This is a genomic window from Burkholderia sp. AU33423, assembly GCF_002223135.1.
Taxonomy (GTDB): Bacteria; Pseudomonadota; Gammaproteobacteria; order Burkholderiales; family Burkholderiaceae; genus Burkholderia; species Burkholderia lata_D.
In genome coordinates, this window is record NZ_NKFH01000005.1 from 157,802 (window position 1) to 175,471 (window position 17,670).

Annotated in this window: 21 protein-coding genes and 1 tRNA gene; 5 read left to right on the top strand and 17 right to left on the bottom strand. The window is 61.2% G+C overall.

From position 1 onward, the window contains the following. Positions 1-106 precede the first annotated feature (106 nt). The 12 genes from CFB50_RS39810 to CFB50_RS13230 form a co-directional block, all read right to left on the bottom strand. Positions 107-925, bottom strand: coding sequence for a toll/interleukin-1 receptor domain-containing protein (locus tag CFB50_RS39810; RefSeq protein WP_060254821.1), 819 nt, complete (start codon positions 923-925; stop codon positions 107-109). Positions 926-1,689: 764 nt separating this feature from the next. Beyond that, entirely contained in the window at positions 1,690-4,551 is a 2,862-nt protein-coding gene (locus CFB50_RS13180) for a DUF927 domain-containing protein (RefSeq protein ID WP_179254188.1), read from the bottom strand. A gap of 127 nt (positions 4,552-4,678) precedes the next feature. Next, a complete protein-coding gene (locus CFB50_RS13185; RefSeq protein ID WP_013699103.1) occupies positions 4,679-5,005 on the bottom strand; it encodes a hypothetical protein in 327 nt (108 codons plus the stop codon). 9 nt (positions 5,006-5,014) lie between these two features. Further along, positions 5,015-5,362 (bottom strand): hypothetical protein, encoded by a 348-nt coding sequence (locus tag CFB50_RS13190; RefSeq protein ID WP_004522498.1) that lies wholly within the window; start codon positions 5,360-5,362, stop codon positions 5,015-5,017. Continuing rightward, positions 5,355-5,567 (bottom strand): hypothetical protein, encoded by a 213-nt coding sequence (locus CFB50_RS13195; RefSeq protein ID WP_006765346.1) that lies wholly within the window; start codon positions 5,565-5,567, stop codon positions 5,355-5,357. Before CFB50_RS13195 ends, CFB50_RS13190 begins: the two co-directional genes overlap by 8 nt. Continuing rightward, positions 5,560-5,862: a hypothetical protein gene (locus CFB50_RS13200; protein ID WP_089446682.1), complete on the bottom strand. Its 303-nt coding sequence runs from the start codon at positions 5,860-5,862 to the stop codon at positions 5,560-5,562. The genes CFB50_RS13195 and CFB50_RS13200 overlap by 8 nt, the downstream gene beginning before the upstream one ends. Further along, a complete protein-coding gene (locus CFB50_RS13205; protein WP_038798397.1) occupies positions 5,855-6,031 on the bottom strand; it encodes a hypothetical protein in 177 nt (58 codons plus the stop codon). The genes CFB50_RS13200 and CFB50_RS13205 overlap by 8 nt, the downstream gene beginning before the upstream one ends. Before the next feature lie 361 nt (positions 6,032-6,392). Then, complete coding sequence (locus CFB50_RS13210; RefSeq protein ID WP_179254189.1) at positions 6,393-6,677, bottom strand: hypothetical protein; 285 nt, start codon at positions 6,675-6,677, stop codon at positions 6,393-6,395. Then, positions 6,677-6,928, bottom strand: coding sequence for a helix-turn-helix transcriptional regulator (locus CFB50_RS13215; RefSeq protein WP_089446176.1), 252 nt, complete (start codon positions 6,926-6,928; stop codon positions 6,677-6,679). The genes CFB50_RS13210 and CFB50_RS13215 overlap by 1 nt, the downstream gene beginning before the upstream one ends. Positions 6,929-7,041: 113 nt before the next feature. After that, entirely contained in the window at positions 7,042-7,935 is an 894-nt protein-coding gene (locus tag CFB50_RS13220; protein WP_089446177.1) for a hypothetical protein, read from the bottom strand. 190 nt (positions 7,936-8,125) lie between these two features. Further along, positions 8,126-8,773: a hypothetical protein gene (locus CFB50_RS13225; protein WP_089446178.1), complete on the bottom strand. Its 648-nt coding sequence runs from the start codon at positions 8,771-8,773 to the stop codon at positions 8,126-8,128. Further along, positions 8,770-9,027: a hypothetical protein gene (locus tag CFB50_RS13230; RefSeq protein WP_089446179.1), complete on the bottom strand. Its 258-nt coding sequence runs from the start codon at positions 9,025-9,027 to the stop codon at positions 8,770-8,772. Before CFB50_RS13230 ends, CFB50_RS13225 begins: the two co-directional genes overlap by 4 nt. Before the next feature lie 339 nt (positions 9,028-9,366). Between CFB50_RS13230 and CFB50_RS13235 the strand changes: the two genes are divergently transcribed. Then, positions 9,367-9,942 (top strand): recombinase family protein, encoded by a 576-nt coding sequence (locus CFB50_RS13235; protein ID WP_089446180.1) that lies wholly within the window; start codon positions 9,367-9,369, stop codon positions 9,940-9,942. An 81-nt stretch (positions 9,943-10,023) separates the two neighbouring features. Here the strand turns inward: CFB50_RS13235 and CFB50_RS13240 are convergent, their stop codons facing one another. Together CFB50_RS13240 and CFB50_RS13245 are read right to left on the bottom strand one after the other, a co-directional pair. Further along, positions 10,024-12,789 (bottom strand): ParA family protein, encoded by a 2,766-nt coding sequence (locus CFB50_RS13240; protein WP_089446181.1) that lies wholly within the window; start codon positions 12,787-12,789, stop codon positions 10,024-10,026. Between the two features lie 8 nt (positions 12,790-12,797). After that, complete coding sequence (locus CFB50_RS13245; protein ID WP_089446182.1) at positions 12,798-13,166, bottom strand: hypothetical protein; 369 nt, start codon at positions 13,164-13,166, stop codon at positions 12,798-12,800. A gap of 728 nt (positions 13,167-13,894) precedes the next feature. On the opposite strand from CFB50_RS13245, the gene CFB50_RS13250 reads away from it, so the two are divergent. Together CFB50_RS13250 and CFB50_RS13255 are read left to right on the top strand one after the other, a co-directional pair. Then, positions 13,895-13,971 (top strand) — tRNA-Met (locus tag CFB50_RS13250). A 211-nt stretch (positions 13,972-14,182) separates the two neighbouring features. Beyond that, positions 14,183-14,515 carry a hypothetical protein gene (locus CFB50_RS13255; protein WP_089446183.1) on the top strand — a complete coding sequence of 111 codons (333 nt, stop codon included), beginning with the start codon at positions 14,183-14,185 and terminating at the stop codon, positions 14,513-14,515. A gap of 54 nt (positions 14,516-14,569) precedes the next feature. On the opposite strand, the gene CFB50_RS13260 is transcribed toward CFB50_RS13255, so the two are convergent. Beyond that, positions 14,570-15,310, bottom strand: coding sequence for an SDR family NAD(P)-dependent oxidoreductase (locus CFB50_RS13260; RefSeq protein ID WP_089431554.1), 741 nt, complete (start codon positions 15,308-15,310; stop codon positions 14,570-14,572). A gap of 115 nt (positions 15,311-15,425) precedes the next feature. Between CFB50_RS13260 and CFB50_RS13265 the strand changes: the two genes are divergently transcribed. Continuing rightward, positions 15,426-16,040, top strand: coding sequence for a TetR/AcrR family transcriptional regulator (locus tag CFB50_RS13265; protein ID WP_089446184.1), 615 nt, complete (start codon positions 15,426-15,428; stop codon positions 16,038-16,040). Between the two features lie 39 nt (positions 16,041-16,079). Here CFB50_RS13265 and eco read toward each other — a convergent pair whose 3' ends face one another. Further along, a complete protein-coding gene (gene eco / locus CFB50_RS13270) occupies positions 16,080-16,580 on the bottom strand; it encodes a serine protease inhibitor ecotin (RefSeq protein ID WP_069248570.1) in 501 nt (166 codons plus the stop codon). Between the two features lie 141 nt (positions 16,581-16,721). Here eco and CFB50_RS13275 point away from each other — a divergent pair, with 141 nt between their 5' ends. Continuing rightward, positions 16,722-17,048: a hypothetical protein gene (locus CFB50_RS13275; RefSeq protein WP_089446185.1), complete on the top strand. Its 327-nt coding sequence runs from the start codon at positions 16,722-16,724 to the stop codon at positions 17,046-17,048. A 195-nt stretch (positions 17,049-17,243) separates the two neighbouring features. Here the strand turns inward: CFB50_RS13275 and CFB50_RS13280 are convergent, their stop codons facing one another. Further along, positions 17,244-17,645 carry a hypothetical protein gene (locus CFB50_RS13280; protein ID WP_089446186.1) on the bottom strand — a complete coding sequence of 134 codons (402 nt, stop codon included), beginning with the start codon at positions 17,643-17,645 and terminating at the stop codon, positions 17,244-17,246. Positions 17,646-17,670 lie beyond the last annotated feature (25 nt).

A 17,670-nucleotide genomic window follows, 5' to 3' on the forward strand; every position in this document is an offset into this window, starting at 1 on the left:
GCCTCAGCACACGAAATTCCTGACACGTCCCAGGTCCGAGATCGCTTGGGCCGCGATCGACTCTCCGCCGTAATGTTGAAGCACGCTTTAAACGGCGGCCGTCGCTTCACTTCCTCCAAACTGTCGGCCCCAGTTGCAAGGGGAGCGCCTTAACGATCTCAATAAACGCTTCCAATTCCGTCGCGGGCGACTTCCACACATACGACTTCAAGAGCTCCGGCACCTCACCGACCTTTCCCTCACTGTCCGCGAGAACCAACGTAACGATAGAGAATCGATCCCCCTTCCGCCGCTTCTCCTGGATTGCATAGTTGACCTCGCTTGCAAGATATCCGCTATCCGCATAGTTTGGTGTTACGAAGAAAACCGCAGCGCAGGAACTCTTAAAACCAGCCAGCAGCGCCCGTTCAAGCTCGGCACCCGCGACCATGGCTTCCTCGTCCAGCCATGGCTCAAACCCAACCACCTCCAATGCGGCCTTGAATCTCCGAATCACGGGCTTATCGACACCCTTGTGACTCAGGAAGATTTTTCTCTCCATTTTTTCCCTCACAATTTCCGGCGTAATCACGAACTTGACGTACGTCCGATCCTCTTCTCGATCAAACACAGGCACTCGCCTAATATCGTGGTCCATTTCGAGCTCGAAATCCCCACTCAACCAACTTCCAGCTTCGTAGCCGGGGAAGAAGTCTTTGAACTTGTCCGAACGGAACAGCCAAGCCCCTCTGTCGAGGCGAAGCCATTCAACCGAATTTTGTGCGAGCGCCTCTGCAACAATTTTGCTTGCTTCCTTGGTAGTCGCTCTATGAAAGATGGGCAAACTAATCGTTATTCCGTCCTCGGCATATGCGCCGCCCATAGGACCGAGATCCTCCCATTTGATGGCCCCTCCGACAAGAAGGTGACAAACGATGAATTTCATTCGTTCAAGATCCTATCTTCACTGGTGCAGTTATCGGCATTTCATATGATGCCACGCGAGCGGCCGCTGACTGACGCGAAACCGACACCCGAACGTCAGACCCATGCCCGAGTGAAACGACGCGTGATGGCCGAAATGAGTCAAACGATCTAGCGCTACCAGCCCATATGCCCCCCTTGCAGCGCACCTCCCACCGATTTTTCGGAGTTGACACCGCACTGTCGGCTCCCTGCATTTCGGTATGAATATGCCCCCCCTTAGGCGGGCCGGGAGTAGGAAAAACACGCGGGTGTGAGCCCCCGCGTCTTTGCCCTAGACGCAGGGTCCCCCGCTTTCCGGCCGCCTCGACACTTGCGGTCAGCGCAACAATGTCCGATCGAGGCGCATCGCGGACACCCCCTCAAAAACACGCTGTCGACGCCCGTCAAATCCCGGGGAGCCGCGCCCCGCTTGGCTTCGAGATTGATGCAGTCGGTCGACGCCTGCCCGCTCAGTGCAAAACGAGTTGGAGATTTGGAGATAAATGCCCGAATCGGCCGCAAAGCCTTGTGCGGTAAGGCTTCGCGTGTCTCCAAACGATTTGGAGAACGCTGGAGATACTGGAGATAAACCGGGCTGGATTGTTACGGCTACGGCAAGATTCGCGGCAGCCGCCGGCCCGGTTCCATCTGGTGCGGACCGCTCAAAGTAACTTTGACGCGCAGGCCAAAAATGCCGCGCAAAGGAATGCCCGCCACCGCCCTCCCGGACGGCGGCGGTGCATTTCACAGTTCGAGCGTGAAGATGGACGGCAACACGCGATAGACCATGAACTTGCCGTGACCGGGGATGTACTCCTGCCGGTACGGATAGCCGTCGCTACGCGGCATCAGCACGCCCCGCTTCATCAGTGCCTTGGCGACGATCTTGTGATCGAAGCCGGCGCACACGTCCTTGCGGAACACGGCTGCTTCAATCAGGTACTCCGTCTCGACGCTCTCGGCATCGTCGGCGCTCATCTTGCCGCCGAACTCGGCGTAATACTCGCGATCGGAGGCGATGGGCGTGCGCCGCTCGTCGCGCTTCACGTGCTGCTTGAAGCCCGCTCGATGCGGCACGTTCGGCCGGTGGTCGTCCTGCGCACGGTTCATCCACACGAAGCGGTTGTCGCCGTGTGCGGCGAGGAAATGCTGTACCTGCCGCACGGCTTCCGCTTCGTCGGAGTTTCCGGTGCCGCCGCGCAGTTCGAGCCAGCCTTCGAAGCAGCGACGGGCGGCCTCGACCGCTTCGCCCTGTGGCCAGCCGGTCAGCCCGTGCGCCGTAGCAAGCTCGCCGGCCACCGCAACGAGGCAGAACCGTTTGGCGACGCGCGCGACCTGCGAATGCGAGCCGTCCGGCACCCATTGCCCGACCAGCTCGTCGACGCGCATGCGCAGATGCTCGGCCAGCTCGCCGGCCTGCGACGACGCCCACTCGATGAACGCGGGGCCGGCCGTGCCGTAGTGCATGCCGGCGTGCCGCTCTAGATGCTCGATCAGCGCGGCCGGCGTCGGGAAGCCGTGCAGCTTCTCCACGACGCCCATTTCGCCCACCTCGGCCGGGATCGCGGGCAAGCGCACCTCGATACCGCCTTTCATGGGCTTGTTGCCCTCGGCCATCAGCGCCGACACGCTCTTTTCGCCGTTCGACAGGAACAGCAGCCGCCACGTGAGAACCGGCTTTGCCGAGCCGCTACGCGAAGCGCGCGCCTTGCCCGACTCGTTCGCGAGCATGTAGATCACATCGCCGACCAAGCGCGGCTCGACTTGCCCGATTTCATCGAGGATCAGCAGCGCGTCGCTATGCTGCGTGGCGACGGCTTCGAGCGCGTTGTCGGTCGCTTTCCAGCTCCGCACGTAGTCCGGCGAGCCGAACACGGACGCGGCGATGACGCCGCCGGTCGACTTGCCCTTGGACGTCGTGCCGAGCAAGTGGAAGCCGCCCGACTGAAGCCCGGAGAAATGCAGCAGCGGACCAGCGAAGGCGGTTGCGACGCAGAACAGCAGCCGGCTATTGCCAACACAGTAGGTCGCGACCTCGCGTCGCCAGTCGTCCAGCGTGCCGCGCTCCTTGAACTGGCTCTGGATGGGCGTGTCGGCCTGATAGATCAACGCCTCTTTGCCCGTGCCAATCACGCGGTCAGGCAGCACGAACGCGCCGTGATGCCAGCCCACGCGCGGCACGCAGCGCACGCGCTCGTCCGGCTGCGCCATCTGCACATAGTTCGCGATCTGCGTGCGGGCGATCTGCGTCACGCCAAGCTTCACACCCATATCGAGCAGCATGCGCCGCAGCTCCGTGCCGTCCCCGGCAAAGAGGCCGGCCGGCACTGCCCACCGTTTCAGGATGCCGTCGCGATCGGTGAATTCGAGCAGGTAGCCCCACTCGCTGTTCATCTCGTTCCGGGTCTCCGCAATCACGTCGATTCGCGTACTGACCCAATGCGGCGGCAGCGGATCGCCCTGATTGTTGAAGCCGTGAAACCACACGCCCTTGTCGTCGACGACGAACCGCGACTTGCCGTCCTGAGCGCGGGCCGTTTTGGGGCGTTTGGCGGGCTTCGCGGTGACTGGGGCGGCCTTGCCCTTGCCGGCATCCGCCGAGCCGGCCGGTGCGAGCGCAGCGCGCACGGCGGCGGCCACCGCATCCGGGCCGACGTGCGCAGCCAGGTCGTTAAAGTCGGTGCCGGCCGCTGGGCGATTCGGACCGAAGTCGGGCACGGCCACGATGCCGGCGACGGCCTCGGCCGCCGCGCGAGCCTTCGTCACGCCCGGATTGCCCTTCGTCGTGTGGTCGTCGTCGGCGCACACGACGATGCGGGTGTCCGGATACTGGCCGCGCAGCGCCGTCGCGACCGCGTGCAGATTGCCGGCGTCGAACGCGACGGCGGCCGGATAGCCCGTCGCGGCCGCGAGCGTGGCGCACGTGGCGTAGCCCTCGCCAATCAGCAGCGTGGACGGCGCGGAAGATAGCGGGCCGCCAATCAGCGAGAAGCAGCCCGCCTTACGGCCGTTCGGCAGATAGCGCTTCTGGCCGTCCGTCAGGACGAACTCCAGCGTCCACAGCTTGCCGTCCGCGTCACGGGCCGGGATGACGAGTGCGCCGTCGCATGCGGCCGTGCCGATGCACAAGCCGCCGCGATAGACGCGCAGCGCGTCGACCGGGATGCGCTTTCGAACAAGATACGGATGATCGGCCGGTGCCGGCTCGGCCGCCGACCAGATCGATTCGGCGAGCGCCGACGCGGCTTGCTGTTTCTCGGTCAGTTCGGCCAGCTCGGCCGCTTCACGTGCCGCGCGCTCGGCTTTCTGCCGCTCGCGCTCCGCTGGATCGACCGGCTTCGCCCGATGCGCGCGCGGATCGAACCCGCCGAGCTTGGCGAGGTGAAACAGCGTGTTGATGGTGATCTTGCCGCCCTTGAACGACTTCCACACATCGCGCGCGTCCTTGCCGTTGTAGTTCTGCGCGCCTTGGCTCCATTCGTTCCAGAGGGCGAAGCCCTCCTCGCCAAACTCGGCCTTGAGCGCCATTCCCGCCTGACTCCACGTGTCGCGGTCGTCGGGCGGAACATAGCCGAGCGCGACTCTCGCCCGCTCGAATTCGGACATGGGTGCGTTACTCATAGGTTCCCACTGGACGCGCGTCGGCAGGCTTCCGATTAGTAGTCCATATCGGGCAAGCAGCTACCCGACGCGCGAAGAATTGAATGATGCGAAGATGCCTAGCGGCGGAGCGTCAGCCGGCCGCGCGAGGCACCGACAGAACCGCACCGCCGGCCGTGACGTCGTTGCTGTAGACGTAGCGGCCGAGCCGCGACTCGCCGAGTGCGTCGTTCGCCGCCTCCAGCGCTGCGCCGATCGACGGCAGGGACGCGCGGAACAGACTCAGCACAAGCCAGTAGTCGTCATCGGACATGGCCTTGTCGGCCGCCCAATGCAGGCTGTCCAGCAGCTCCATCGCATCGCTGATCCGTGTCCCGATGCGGGTAGGATCGGGGCGGTTCACCTCGGCCACGAAGTGCGACGCGAGCGGCTGCACGGCATTCTTGTTCGTCTTTGCCATGGCCGCCCCTTAGTGCGTCGTGCGCGGTTCGCGCGTGACGAGGCCGAGCGCCGCGAACAGGTGCTGTTGTACGCGCCCCATCAGGCCGGCTGCAAACGCTTGGCGGCTGATCGTCACGCGATGCGCGTCGACGTCGCCCGCGTCCTGCATGGCGGATTCCATGCCACGCGCGAACGCAGCGGCTTGATGTGCCGCGTAGTCGTGCAGCCGCACGTCGCCTTTCAGGTCGAGCCATGCGTCGGCGCAGATCGCGCCCAGGTCGACGGCGAATTGCAGCTCGATCGGTGCGCCCGTATCGAGTGGCGGTGCGTTGTCGAATCCGTCGACAACCGCGGTTCGGATGCGCTGATCAGTCATGGCACACCTCCGGCTGCGCCGTGCGGCGCATTTCGGCCGAATAGCGGCTCGCAACGCTTTGCCCCATGTCGACGAGCGCGCGCTCGTAAGTGCCCTCCGCAAGATGCGAGCGGACGGCATCGAACAGGGCTTCGAGCTGGGCGAACTGATGGGCCGCACACATGGCGATCATCGTGACTTCGTTCGGCAGGCGGTATTTAGACATGGCGCACCTCCAGAATCGACGCGAGGAGTTGCCCGACATCGATCGTGCAATCCAGCTCCGCTTCGCCGCGAATCGGCGTGAGGTTCCAGTCAAAGACGGCCGCGTGCGCGAAATCGCCAGACCGGCGACCGCAGACGCTACGCCCCGAGACGGGGCCGCCCAAGATCCGCACGCGCCAATCGTGATCGGGCGTCGGACGAGCCGATGCCACCTCGACCAGCATGCCGATACGCGAGCGAGCATCGCACTTCGTGACGATCGCCAGATCGCCGATCCTGCAGCGCAGCTCAGCCATGACGCACCTCCGCACGAACGAGCGCGGCGATGGCCGCCAATGCTGCGCCGGTTGCATCGAGCGCGTCTTGGTACGTGTTGGCCGTTGCCGCGTCGCGCAGGGCTGCGCGGACGATGGATTGAATGAGGTGGGATTGCTGCCCGGTATGGGCGTGCGTGGACTGGCGCATTGGCTGCGACCTCCTTTTGCTGGGTTCGGAACCCGGCCCCCGCTGTCAAACGGGGTGGCCGGGCACATGGCGGGGTTGACAGACCGGCGCAAAAGGGAACCGGCGTGCGCGAACGCACCCCCACCAAGGCCCGACCATAGAAGGCGCAAGGTGTACGGACGTAAAAAAACCGCACAGCGGCGGTTGTCCGCCTTTTGCAATTTCCGGCTGTCACCCCGGGCCGCTGTTGTCTCAGCGACGCCCACAGGATACTGCGCACCGCCGCGATGCGCAAATCGAGGAAAGGACAGACCAGCGCAGCTGGCGTAACGTGGCCGACTCCCCGCTACCTTCGCCATTGCAAAGTGACTTTGGCGCGACGTCATGCCGGAGCCTTCGGATCGAGCATAAAAACCGCATGCTTGAGAAGATCGACGGCACGCTTGGCACGAGATGGCATACGTTCAGCGTCACGCTCAAACACCATCGCTGCCGTCGCAATCCAGCACGCAGCTTCGCGTCGCGCTTCGTCCACGCAGCGCCCGTGTGCATCGGAGAAGCGCTCACGCTGGCGCTCCAACTCGCCTTCATAGAAAGCCGCATCCGCTTGCTTCTTTGCGTCACGCGCCGTTGCGCGCGCGTCCGTTACATCCAGGCGGCTCGTCATCACACGCCCTCCGTTACGTCGACTGCACGATAGTTCAGCGGATCAGCGAGATAGCGATGGATTTCGCGATTGCTCCAGACGGTGCAGCGCTGAGTCAGGCGGATCGAGGGTGGAAATCTCCCCTCACGCTCCCGCTGACGGACAGTTTCACGGGACAACTGGATGGACGAACGAAGACTTTCCCAGCGAGAAAGACCATCAAGCGGCAGCGCGGTCGGGCTAGGCAGTGTGGCGGTGTTCTTTACGGGCATATGTGCTCCCTAGGCATGCCTACGTCACCATTGACATAGACGGGAGCAACTATCGCTGCGCGATCAACACCTTTTAAAGTGGAATGTCCCGATTGCAGGAATGTCCTGCAATTTCACGCTGAAATGTCCGTAGCTGAATCGTCGTCGGCAAGTTGTTCGACCAAACGGCGCACGTGGCGCTCTGAAATATCCAGCTTTTTCGCGATTGCTTTTCGCTCGTCGATTCCGATCCGGACGCCACGATTTCGATAGCGTGCAACTTCCGCCTTCACCAGTGCACGCGTTGCCGCGCCCTTTGCGACATTGGCATCCCGACCAACAGATCCGTCTCGCTTCCGCTTCTCGCGGCGCGCCACTTCTGCTTCCAGAGTCGCCGTAGCGGTGGTCAATCGCCGCCGCTGATGAAGCTCAAGCGCAGCGGTAAAAGCATGGGTGATGCCGCAATAGGCAAAGGCGTAGATCCGCCGCTCACGTTGAGTGCTGCTGACATCAGCGGAAACTGCAAATTCAATCGCACGCTCCATATCGGGCCATAGCTTTCGAATCTGTGCATAGACGGCTCTATCCGGCTTCGACAGAGGAGAAAGATCGCCGCCGTCGCGTGCTCGCAGCTTAGCCTCCGCGACTCCGCGCAAATACAGGGCGTACATCCATTCCGCCCGCTCGTACTTCCCGGCGCTTAGACGCGCAACGCGCCCCGCATTCTGTTCCAGCGGATACGGCAATGAATCGCCCAGGGCAAGGCGTCGCGCCCGACGCAAATCGAGGCGTTCCATCTGGAAATGCTCGCGCTCCCACCGCTCATACTCCGCATTGACTAGCTGAATAGCGGCAGCCCGTACCGCAGGGCTATCTCTATCGGCTGGATCGAGACGGGGATAATGGTCGGAGACTTGATTGATTTTGGCGGACGCACCGCTGTCGACAAACGCGGCCAGCTCTTCCCTAGATACCGGTTCCTCGTCGGGATCTATTTCCTCGTGCCCGAGGTTGCGCGACTTTCTCATGTCCACCCTTCGCGTGGACCTTCACGAAGAACGCCGAGCCAGCCGGTGAAGGTGTCCGGTTTTCAGGTGGCCGCCCTAGGCTCGACTGGCTGCATTTTCTCACGACCTGCTACGTGAACGGTTCACGAGCTATGCGCAGGCTGTACGCGAATCGGCTGGCTGTCGGGAGGATGTTGTTACGCCTCATGTCTCAACCAAAGTCTGTCCATGCTACAGCCTGCGGTTCCAACGGCTCCGGCAGCTTATCTAAGTACTCGACGTGGATATGAAACGGCCTGTTCATTAGCGATTTGAGCGTCTCAGCCAGAGTACTATCTGGCGGAAGCTGAAGCCTCATATCGACCAACCTCGACCCATTCTTCTGTAGAGGAGGTCCGAGCAGCGTCCCGGTATTCGCAATACGCAACTGGTCCGCAGTATTCCGAAGGTCAGCCCGAAAGCCTTCCCACCACACGTCGTCCGGGGCACGAAATTTCTTCATCGAGTGCATGTAGTTGCCAAGCTTCTCCCCGCACTTCTGAAGTGATTTTGATACAGGCGTATGGTAAAAAACGATGAACAGCGTCGGCGAGGCATCGCTGTGGATTGCCCACCGTACGACCTTGTTGCCTAGGCGAAACGCCTGTTCGACGTTACGACCAAGCTGGGTAATCTGCCAGCCGGTCTTCTGTTTTTTGCCTATGTGATCCCAAGCACCGAGGTATTCTTCCATACGGGCCTCGATGCCACAGCGGAGCTCAAAGGCAGCGTAAAACAAAGATGCGGGGTCCCGCTCCTTCAGGCGAAGCTCAGCCCGCTTCAGATACTCTACTGACGAGATACCATAGCGTGTGCTCATTCCGCTTGCGTCTTCCCAACCAGAGCCTGTAGTGCCTTGCTTTTCCGCGCCAGCTTGAACTGCACCTTTCCATTTTTTCTCGACCGCAAAGCCGTTATATATCGACTTACCGCCTCATATGCGGCCGGGTCGGCGGCTTCATACCAGCCTGATTTGTAAGTTAGCCGACCAGCGGCGACCATGCTCTCTAGATCGGGGTAGTTGTTGACGTGATCAGCGATTCGCTTTTTCAATTCTTCTTTCGTCGGTAGCATCGGTGCCGTCCTGATGGAGAGAGATTAGCTAACGTTACCGATTATGCCTTGCCTTGTGGTAGCGAATGGCTGTCGGTCTTTAATATCGCCCATCCTACGAACAGCAACCGAATCGCGGCAACGGGTTGAACCGCAGTCGATCGTTATCACTCGACCTGTGGCACCTGTCGACCTGCCCCGGCATCCGCCTGAATGATTGTCAGCTGCTTGGCCGACGCACACGTCCGAAACCGTTCCCTTTCGGACATATGCACTCAACCCTGTCCGAAAATAAGCCAATCCAGCTTTCGTACATGGTGTATTATTCGGACACCCTTTTCGAACACATAAGAGCGCAACATGTCCCGGACTTTCGCATACGCTCGCGTCAGCACAGCCGACCAAACGGTGGCCAACCAACTTCGTGAGATCGAGGCAGCTGGCTTTGCCGTGGACAAGCGTCGAGTCGTTACGGAAAGCATTTCCGGTAGCGTCAGCGCGAACCAACGGCCGGGATTTGCACAACTGCTGCTCAGAATGGAAGAAGGCGATGTATTGATTGTCACTAAGCTTGATCGCCTCGGCCGAAACGCAATGGACGTGCGTGCAACAGTTGAAAATCTGGCCGATCGCGGTATTCGTATTCATTGCCTCGCGCTTGGCGGTGTTGACCTTACGAGCGCTGCCGGTCGAATGACAATGCAGGTCCTAAACGCAGTGGCAGAATTTGAACGCGATCTACTGATCGAGCGAACTCACGCCGGCATCGCGCGAGCGAAGGGGGAGGGAAAGCCAATGGGTCGGCCGCCCGCGCTAACGAAGTCACAACAAGAGGACGTGCGGCGGCTACTGAGTGAGGGTACTCCTATCGCGAGTCTGGCAAAGCAATTCAACACAAGTCGCCAAACGATTATGCGCGTCCGCGCTGGAATGTGATGTTCGACGTTGCTCGAACCAAGAGGCCAGACAAGGTGCAACGAAAGGCTCCATTGCACCTCGATCTCGCGGTTCACATCGTTAGAACGGCAACGATCCCAGCGCCCGTTGCAGTAGTGCTTGAACACGAGGACGCGCACCTGCTCCGGAACCGAGACTCAGCCCGTGACGGTAAATTTCAGGCACATAAAGTCGATCCGCGGCGCTCTTCTCAATGTCTTCATAGATGACGCCGATCTCTTGTAAGTTCTGCCGCAAGCGACCATCAAGACCGAGATCCTCAGCGACAAACGGAATCTTCTTTTTCGATGAGTCAATGTCGGCGAGCCTGTCGACCCATTCTTTGAGGGGGGGATACTCCTTAATGGCCTCCTCGACCTTCTTCTGGCTCGTCGGAAGTAAAGCCCCTCGAATTGCGCTTGGCGGCAATACCCGGTCGCTCCAGGCAGCAAGTCTCTTCGCGCCTGCTTGACGAGCTGCGCTACCAAGAAATCGAACAGCATCGCGCGCCTGAAGGCGACCGCGTAGATCGCTAAGCGCCGCATACACCCACCGTGCGGAGTACGCTTCAGCAGCATCATCGCGACCGAGCTTCTTACCCCATAGCCTTTCAAGTCGCTCGACTATCTTTTCCGTCTCTAGCGAGTCGACCTCTTGCTTGCTTGCCCATTCAATTTCAGCGTCGGCGCAGAGCCATAAGACCAGCTGTAAAAACTCGCGCGGAGACCAATCAAGCCTAAATTTTCCATAGCGCGACTGGAATTGCCCAAAGTTCTGCGTTTTCACTGCTTTCGCGTAGTCTTCACGCACAAACGCAAGAACACCAATCGCTGGCTCCCGCAGTTCACGAATTCGATTTGGAAGCTCAATGATTGCTTCGACCGCAACCCTCTCGATTTCCTCCGTAAGCACGTTTCTCAATACGTCTTCGATGCCGTCGAACAAGTAGACGACGTTCAGCCCCGTCGCCAGCACGTGTTGGTTCAGCTCCGAAAGGCTTACCGCATCCGACCCAACTGCCTTGGCCATGATTGATGTCCAGAACGACACCCAATCCGACAATTGTGTAGAAGCAGCCATACGCTGCTTCTCTACGCGATCTTGAATCTGGCTCAACGTCATCACCGGAGGAGCAACACTAAGCTTGCCGGTCACGGTCGACTGAACCTCTTCAAAATTCCGATTTACGAGATTGGAATTGTCGTTGCCAAGCTCATTCGACCGAAGAAGCGGAAGTACAAGCACCTCTTTTGTCGCGTTGGACTCGACGCCGATCTTCTTAAGAAAATCGGGCCATGTCTTTGCGGACGATATTTGAAGGAAACTGAACGTCTTCCCGCTGCCTTTAGCTCCCAACAAGACAGCGTTCGGCAAGTCTTCGATGAACGAGCGGCCAAGATTCCGCAACGCTTCCGTAATGAGGAGATCGCTCGGCTCTTGATTCTCGGCAAACTCCTTCGCCTCACAAGTTTCGGCAAGCTTTTTCGCCTGAGCGTCAAGCTGATCGATCGTAGTCGGCCCAGCCGAAACGGTGGTCGGTTGCTCAGTTGTCGAGAACCAAGACGATGCGCTTTCAATCAGCGAAGATCGCTTAACCGCCGTCAACGCCTGATCGAAGTTGCTAAAGACCATCAAGTCGGTCGCAAAGTTGCTTTCGAAGAAAGTCAGAAACGACTGAAGTAATTCGTCGGCTTCTGGAGCATCTACTGTGTCCGCATCTGTCTGGTCGATTGCACCATATGCACGCTCCAGTCGTTCGCGAACATCAACGTATTCCGTGCTAGTTTTGAGCGCATCGGTCAACATCGACAAGACAATGTACGGATGCCGCGCACCTTCACTACTCGTCAGTGAATTCCATACCTGACGTAGCGTCTGAAGAAGTAGCTCAGCTCCGCGCATGGACTGCTCGGCCATCGTCGTGACAACAAACCGATGAAACCTCGGGTCAAACAGTATCGGACTCGCTAGCTCGCTTAGGCCAGCACGCAAATCGACAAAAGCTTGCTCAGCGCCAAGCAAGGTAGCCAGCCGGTAAAGGTGGTCGCCAAGTGCCCATGCATCACTAGGTGCACGAACAAGATGCTCAGGCGACACCTTCGCATTGAGAAGGTCTGTCTGATCGACAAACGCGGGAAGCACGAATACTTGTGTACCGTCGACGTCTATAGCGTTCTTCTGAATTTCCTTGGCAAAGTACTGGAGGACATCCTCAACGTTAGTAGGCGGAGAATGCAGCGCCTCTAGAAGTCGCACATAAGAAACACTCCCCCTCTGCGCCCGACTGAGCCAGTACGTCACGCCCGGAGCCTCGGTATCGGCGTCGATGATCAAGATGCGTCCACGCGCTTGTTTCGCGGACACTTGTGCGATCCGAGCAGCTATAAACGCAATGAGACTAGTAGTCCGGCCGACACCACCTTTGAACGAATGGAACGCGATCATTGTCGGGCCAGATTTGAACGCTGAAGGCGCATGGAATGCGGCCTTATCGTTATCGCCCATATAGACTAGCCGTCGCCACAGCGGGACAAGCTGGGGTGCCTTCTTCCAAGCCCCAGCCTCTTCTGACCAATTCACCGGCAGTGCCGAATCAGCCCCAATGCGAAGCAGAATTCGGCAAACAGCACCGCTGTCGTCGAACTCTGCTTCAGTGAACCAATTTCTCACCGCCGCAACGACCTGCTGCCTGTCCGCTCCCTGAGCAACTGCCAACTCAACAGAATCGGAATAAACGGACACGCTCAAAATCGGCGCAGGCAAGTCCGTCAAGCCCTTGGTGCATTGAGCGATCCGACGCTCGACGTCGAACCACGTGAGAAGATCGCTTCTATCGCTATTCTGCATGTCTATTCCTATTGGGCCGCGAGCTGCTCATCTATCCACTGCGCCACCGAGTTCAGTCCGGCCTCGATATCGGCGTCACTTGGCCTGTCCGCGACGCAGCCGTAGCGCCACATTTGATTTATGTCCCCAACGCTACAGTTCCTCGCCACGTTCGCAACGTGATCTCGAATGAGCACGTTACTGGCGAGGCGAAGCTTGGCACCGGCCCCTGCTCGATCGAGCAATCGATTCAGATTGTGTAGTTCACTACTGAAGTCGGCCTCGCCGTCCCGTGTTCGCTCCATCCGCATAATCAGCGCCTTCAGGCCGTTCTCAACAGCATAAAAAAGAAGCAGCCTATGAGCGTTGTTAGTCTGGGCGCCATGAGCAATCGACATGTAGACCGCTCTTGCGCGTGCCCACCCCTTTTCAAATTCTCTGCGTGTGACTTGAATCATCTCGGTTGGCAGGTCCCTTCTGATGAGTGCCGTGCAACGAAATTTTACCCCGTGCGAGTCTCCGACAATACATGCAAGCCGCGCCGGACGGGGCGGCGGGGCGGGGATATTCTTCGCGCGCAGGGCACCAGATGGCGAGCAGCTCATACCCCGGCGGTGACAACCACCAACGCTCGGCAACCTATCTCCAACATTCTCTCCAAGAAAATGTGTACTTTGGAGATAGACTTGGAGATAACCACATCCTTACCAGACAAGGCTTACAGGCCGATACAACCGTCTATCTCCAAATCTCCAAATATTTTTGCTTCCGGCGACACAGCAACGTTGCGTACAGCACCGACCTTCGACCGATCAAGCCTACGCCGATACGCCTGTTGGTATTTCTGTTGGTATCTTCTGAACTACGTCGGCGGAACAGCACACGCAGCATAGCGATATGAATTCTGTCGGGGGACCAGCCATCCTCATGGCCTCATCCACTTTCCCCACGACCAAGTACCGCAACGACGCCGACGAAAAGCGTCTGACGTCGAAGCAGATCGGGAAGCATCGGCAGGCAACCTGCACGCCGGATCGTCGCGCGCAGAGAAGGTGGGCCGCCGATTCCATTCGACGTAATTCACCAATCGATTGACTCTCCACATCAGCCCTAGTACACTTCGCGCCGCGGGGTGGAGCAGTCTGGCAGCTCGTCGGGCTCATAACCCGAAGGTCGTAGGTTCAAATCCTACCCCCGCAACCAATACCGAAGCCCGCTCTGCGAAAGCAAGCGGGCTTCTTGCTTTCCGCGTGCACTGCTGCGTGCTCAAAGCCTGCCAGCATCACATACGGATCGACGAGCATTCAGCCGCCGGCCTCCCTGCGACACACGATCGCATCTCGCCCGATCGCCACGGCCCTGCGCCGCATATTGCGTAGAATTCCGAACCTTCTTCAGCACCCGGACTCACGCAATGATTCGAGCGATCGCGGCACTCGCCGCGCTTTCAGCGATGACCGGCACGGCAAACGCCGCCGACACCCTTACCGCACCCGCGAAGCCGCGCTATGTCAGCCCCGGCGTCGCCAACATCACGAACGCGGCAGCACCGCACGCGGAAAACCCCTCGCCCGACTCACGCTGCCGTGAACTGGCCGCCGGCATCGACGCCGTCACGCACGCCCCCGACCGCGGCCAGAAGGTCGTGCGCGGGATGGGTCCCGACGGCAAGCCACGCAACGAACTGCGCGCTTACGACAAGCGCGCCGATCTCGAAACCGAGCATCACCGGCTCGGCTGCCGATAACGAACGCAACACCGCCCGGTCGAAAACTCACGCCGGGCGTCGGCATTCACGCACTCACGCGTTCGCACCGCCATCGATCGTCAACCCGGTCCCGTTGATCGACCGCCCTTCCGGCCCGACGACGAACGCGACAAGCGCCGCCACGTCGTCGGCCTTGCCGTACTGCGGGATCGCCATCCGCGAACGCTGCGCACCGGCATGTTCGCCGTCGGCCGGGTTCATGTCGGTATCCGTCGACCCCGGATGCACGATATTGACCGTGACGCCGCGCGGGCCGAGATCGCGCGCAAGCCCCTGCGTCCAGCCGATCAGCGCGGCCTTGCTCGCCGCATAGAGGCTCATCCCCGCATCGGGCACGCGCGTGGCGAGGCAACTGCCGGTCGACACGATGCGCCCACCCTCGCCGAGATGCCGCGCCGCCGCCTGCGACGCGACGATCACCGCGCGCACGTTCACGTTCAACGTCGCGTCGATATCGTCGAGCGTGAGGTCGTCCAGCGCACCGGCCCGGAAAATCCCCGCGTTGTTGACGAGAATGTCGAGACCGCCGAACGCCTCCGCCGCACGATCGACCGCGTCGCGCACGGCCACCGGATCGGCGCTGTCCGCCTGGATCGCGACGGCGCGGCGGCCCAGCGCCTCGATGCCGGCGACGACGGCCTGCGCCCGCTCCGCCGATTTCTCGTAGGTAATCGCGACGTCCGCGCCCTCGGCCGCCAGCCGTTTCGCAATTGCCGCACCGATGCCGCGGCTGCCGCCCGTGATGAGTGCACGCTTGCCCTGAAGTCGATTCATGTCTGTTCCTTTCCTCATTTATGTAACGACCGACACAGAATGTGGCAAGTTGCGCGACACAGTCAATTGATTTAATTTATCGATCGACACAGAAATCGACGAAGGGACGGACACAATGGCTGAACGGGGCCGACCGAGAAGCTTCGACAAGGAAGCGGCGCTGGATCGCGCGATGGAGGTGTTCTGGCGCCTCGGCTACGAAGGCGCGTCGATGGCCGACCTGACGGCCGCGATGGGCATCGCGTCGCCGAGCCTGTATGCGGCGTTCGGCAGCAAGGAAGCGTTGTTCCGGCAAGCGCTCGATCACTACGGCGCAACGGAGGGGCGGGAAATCTGGGCGGGCGTCGAACAGGCCGGCAGCGCGCACGACGCCGTACGGAACTACCTGATGGATACCGCACGCGTGTTCACGCGTCGGTCGAAGCCGGCGGGCTGCCTGATCGTGCTGTCGGCACTGCATCCGGCCGAGCGTTCCGATACGGTCCGGCAAACGCTGATCGCGATGCGCGAGCGCACGGTCGAGAACCTGCGCGAGCGCCTCAGGCAAGGCGTCGCGACCGGCGAGATCGCGGCACACGCGAACCTCGACGCAATCGCGCGGTACTACGTGACGGTCCAGCAGGGGATGTCGATCCAGGCGCGCGACGGTGCAAGCCGTCGCGATCTGGAGGCCGTCGCGCAAGCCGCGCTGGCCGCGTGGCCAGCGCTCGTCGGTACGGGCGGCGCGTAGCGCCAGGACGCCGCCGCCACGCGCGGCCGCGCCGTGGCGTTACTGCTTCGCCGCGTGCTGCACGTCCTTCGACGCATGCCACACGCGATAGCGCACCTCGAAGCCGTCCGGCACATAGACGACGAGCGGCAGGCGGCTGTTGTAGCGCAGCAGCTGGCCGTCACCACGCACCTGCACGAATCGTTGCTGCGGCGCCTGCCCCGGGCATGCCATCAGCGTCGATGCCGGCCCCTTCACGTCGGTGAGCCGGTAGTACGTATAGCCCCAGCCCTTCACGTCCTCGGCGGTCAGCTCGCCGCCGAACCACTGCTGGTTGCAGTCGGTCTGCAGCGTCTTGCCGATCATCAGCTCGACGCGCGCATCGCCTTCGCTCTCGAGCGCGGGCAGCGCGATCACGACGCGCTGCTGGCCGGCCGCTGCCTGCGGAAACATCTTGATCGACTCGGCCGTCACGGCGGGCGCCGAAGCGGGCCCCGCCACGCAGGCGGCGGCTGTCGTCACGCAGAAGGCGGCCAGTGCGGCCCGGATCGCGAATTTCATCGATGTGCTCCTGAAAAACAAATGAGCCCCGGATGCTAACACTGTCGCCGCAGGACCTTACGGCATGTAATTTGAAGACACAATTGCAAACAGCTGGCAATTCCCTTGCGCGGTACTTATAGCGAATCAACGGAGAACATCATGCTGAAGCTCATTGCTGCCGCCGGCGTCGCGACCCTGCTGGCCGGCTGCGTCGTCGCCCCGGACGCCGGATACGGGTACGGGCAGCCCTACTATTCCGATCCCGGCTACGGGTACGCGCCGTCGCCCGTGTACGGCACGGTCAATATCTGGGGCGGCGGTGGCGGCGGACGCGACTGGGATCGCGGCCGGCGCGATTACCATCGCTGGGACGGCGATCGCGGCAACCGTGGCGATCGCGGCAACCGCGGCAACGGCTGGGGGCACGGCGACGGGCGCCGCGGCGACTGGAACGATGGCGACGGTGGCGGCGGCCATCGCCACTGACGCATATTTGCAACCGTTTGTATCCGAGCACGGCCCGCCGACGGCCGACCCGTCACGCAGACGAACGGACGGCCGCGCAAAAGACGACGGCCCTCGCATCAAGCGAGGGCCTTTTGTCGTCCACTGCGGCGAAGTGAACGTCGGCGGTGCCGGCCGTCCGGCGCCGACCGATCACACGTCGCGCGGCCGCCCCGCTTACCAGCCTGCCGGCCGCGCGTAGCCGCCCGACACGGGCGCGCCGCACACATACGCGCGCTGGTAGCGGTCGTAGCAATAGCTGGGGCCGTCGTCCTGGTACTGCGCCTGCTGGTAGGTCGGATACGCAGACTGCTGGTACGCGGGCGCCTGGTAGTACGTCGGCGGCTGATAGGCCGGTGCCTGGTACGCGGGCGCCTGATACGCGACGGGCGGATTCATCGCGGACGTCACGATCGCGCCGAGCACCGCGCCGCCGATCAACGCGCCGATGACGGCGCCACCGTCGCGGCCATGCGCGGACGCCGGGCCTGCCACGGCAAGCGAACCGGCGAGGACACACACTGCGGCAATTTTTTTCATGATGGACTCCCACGCGAAGTGGTACTGGATGCGATGCATTGTGGCGGCTCGCGGCCGTAATAGA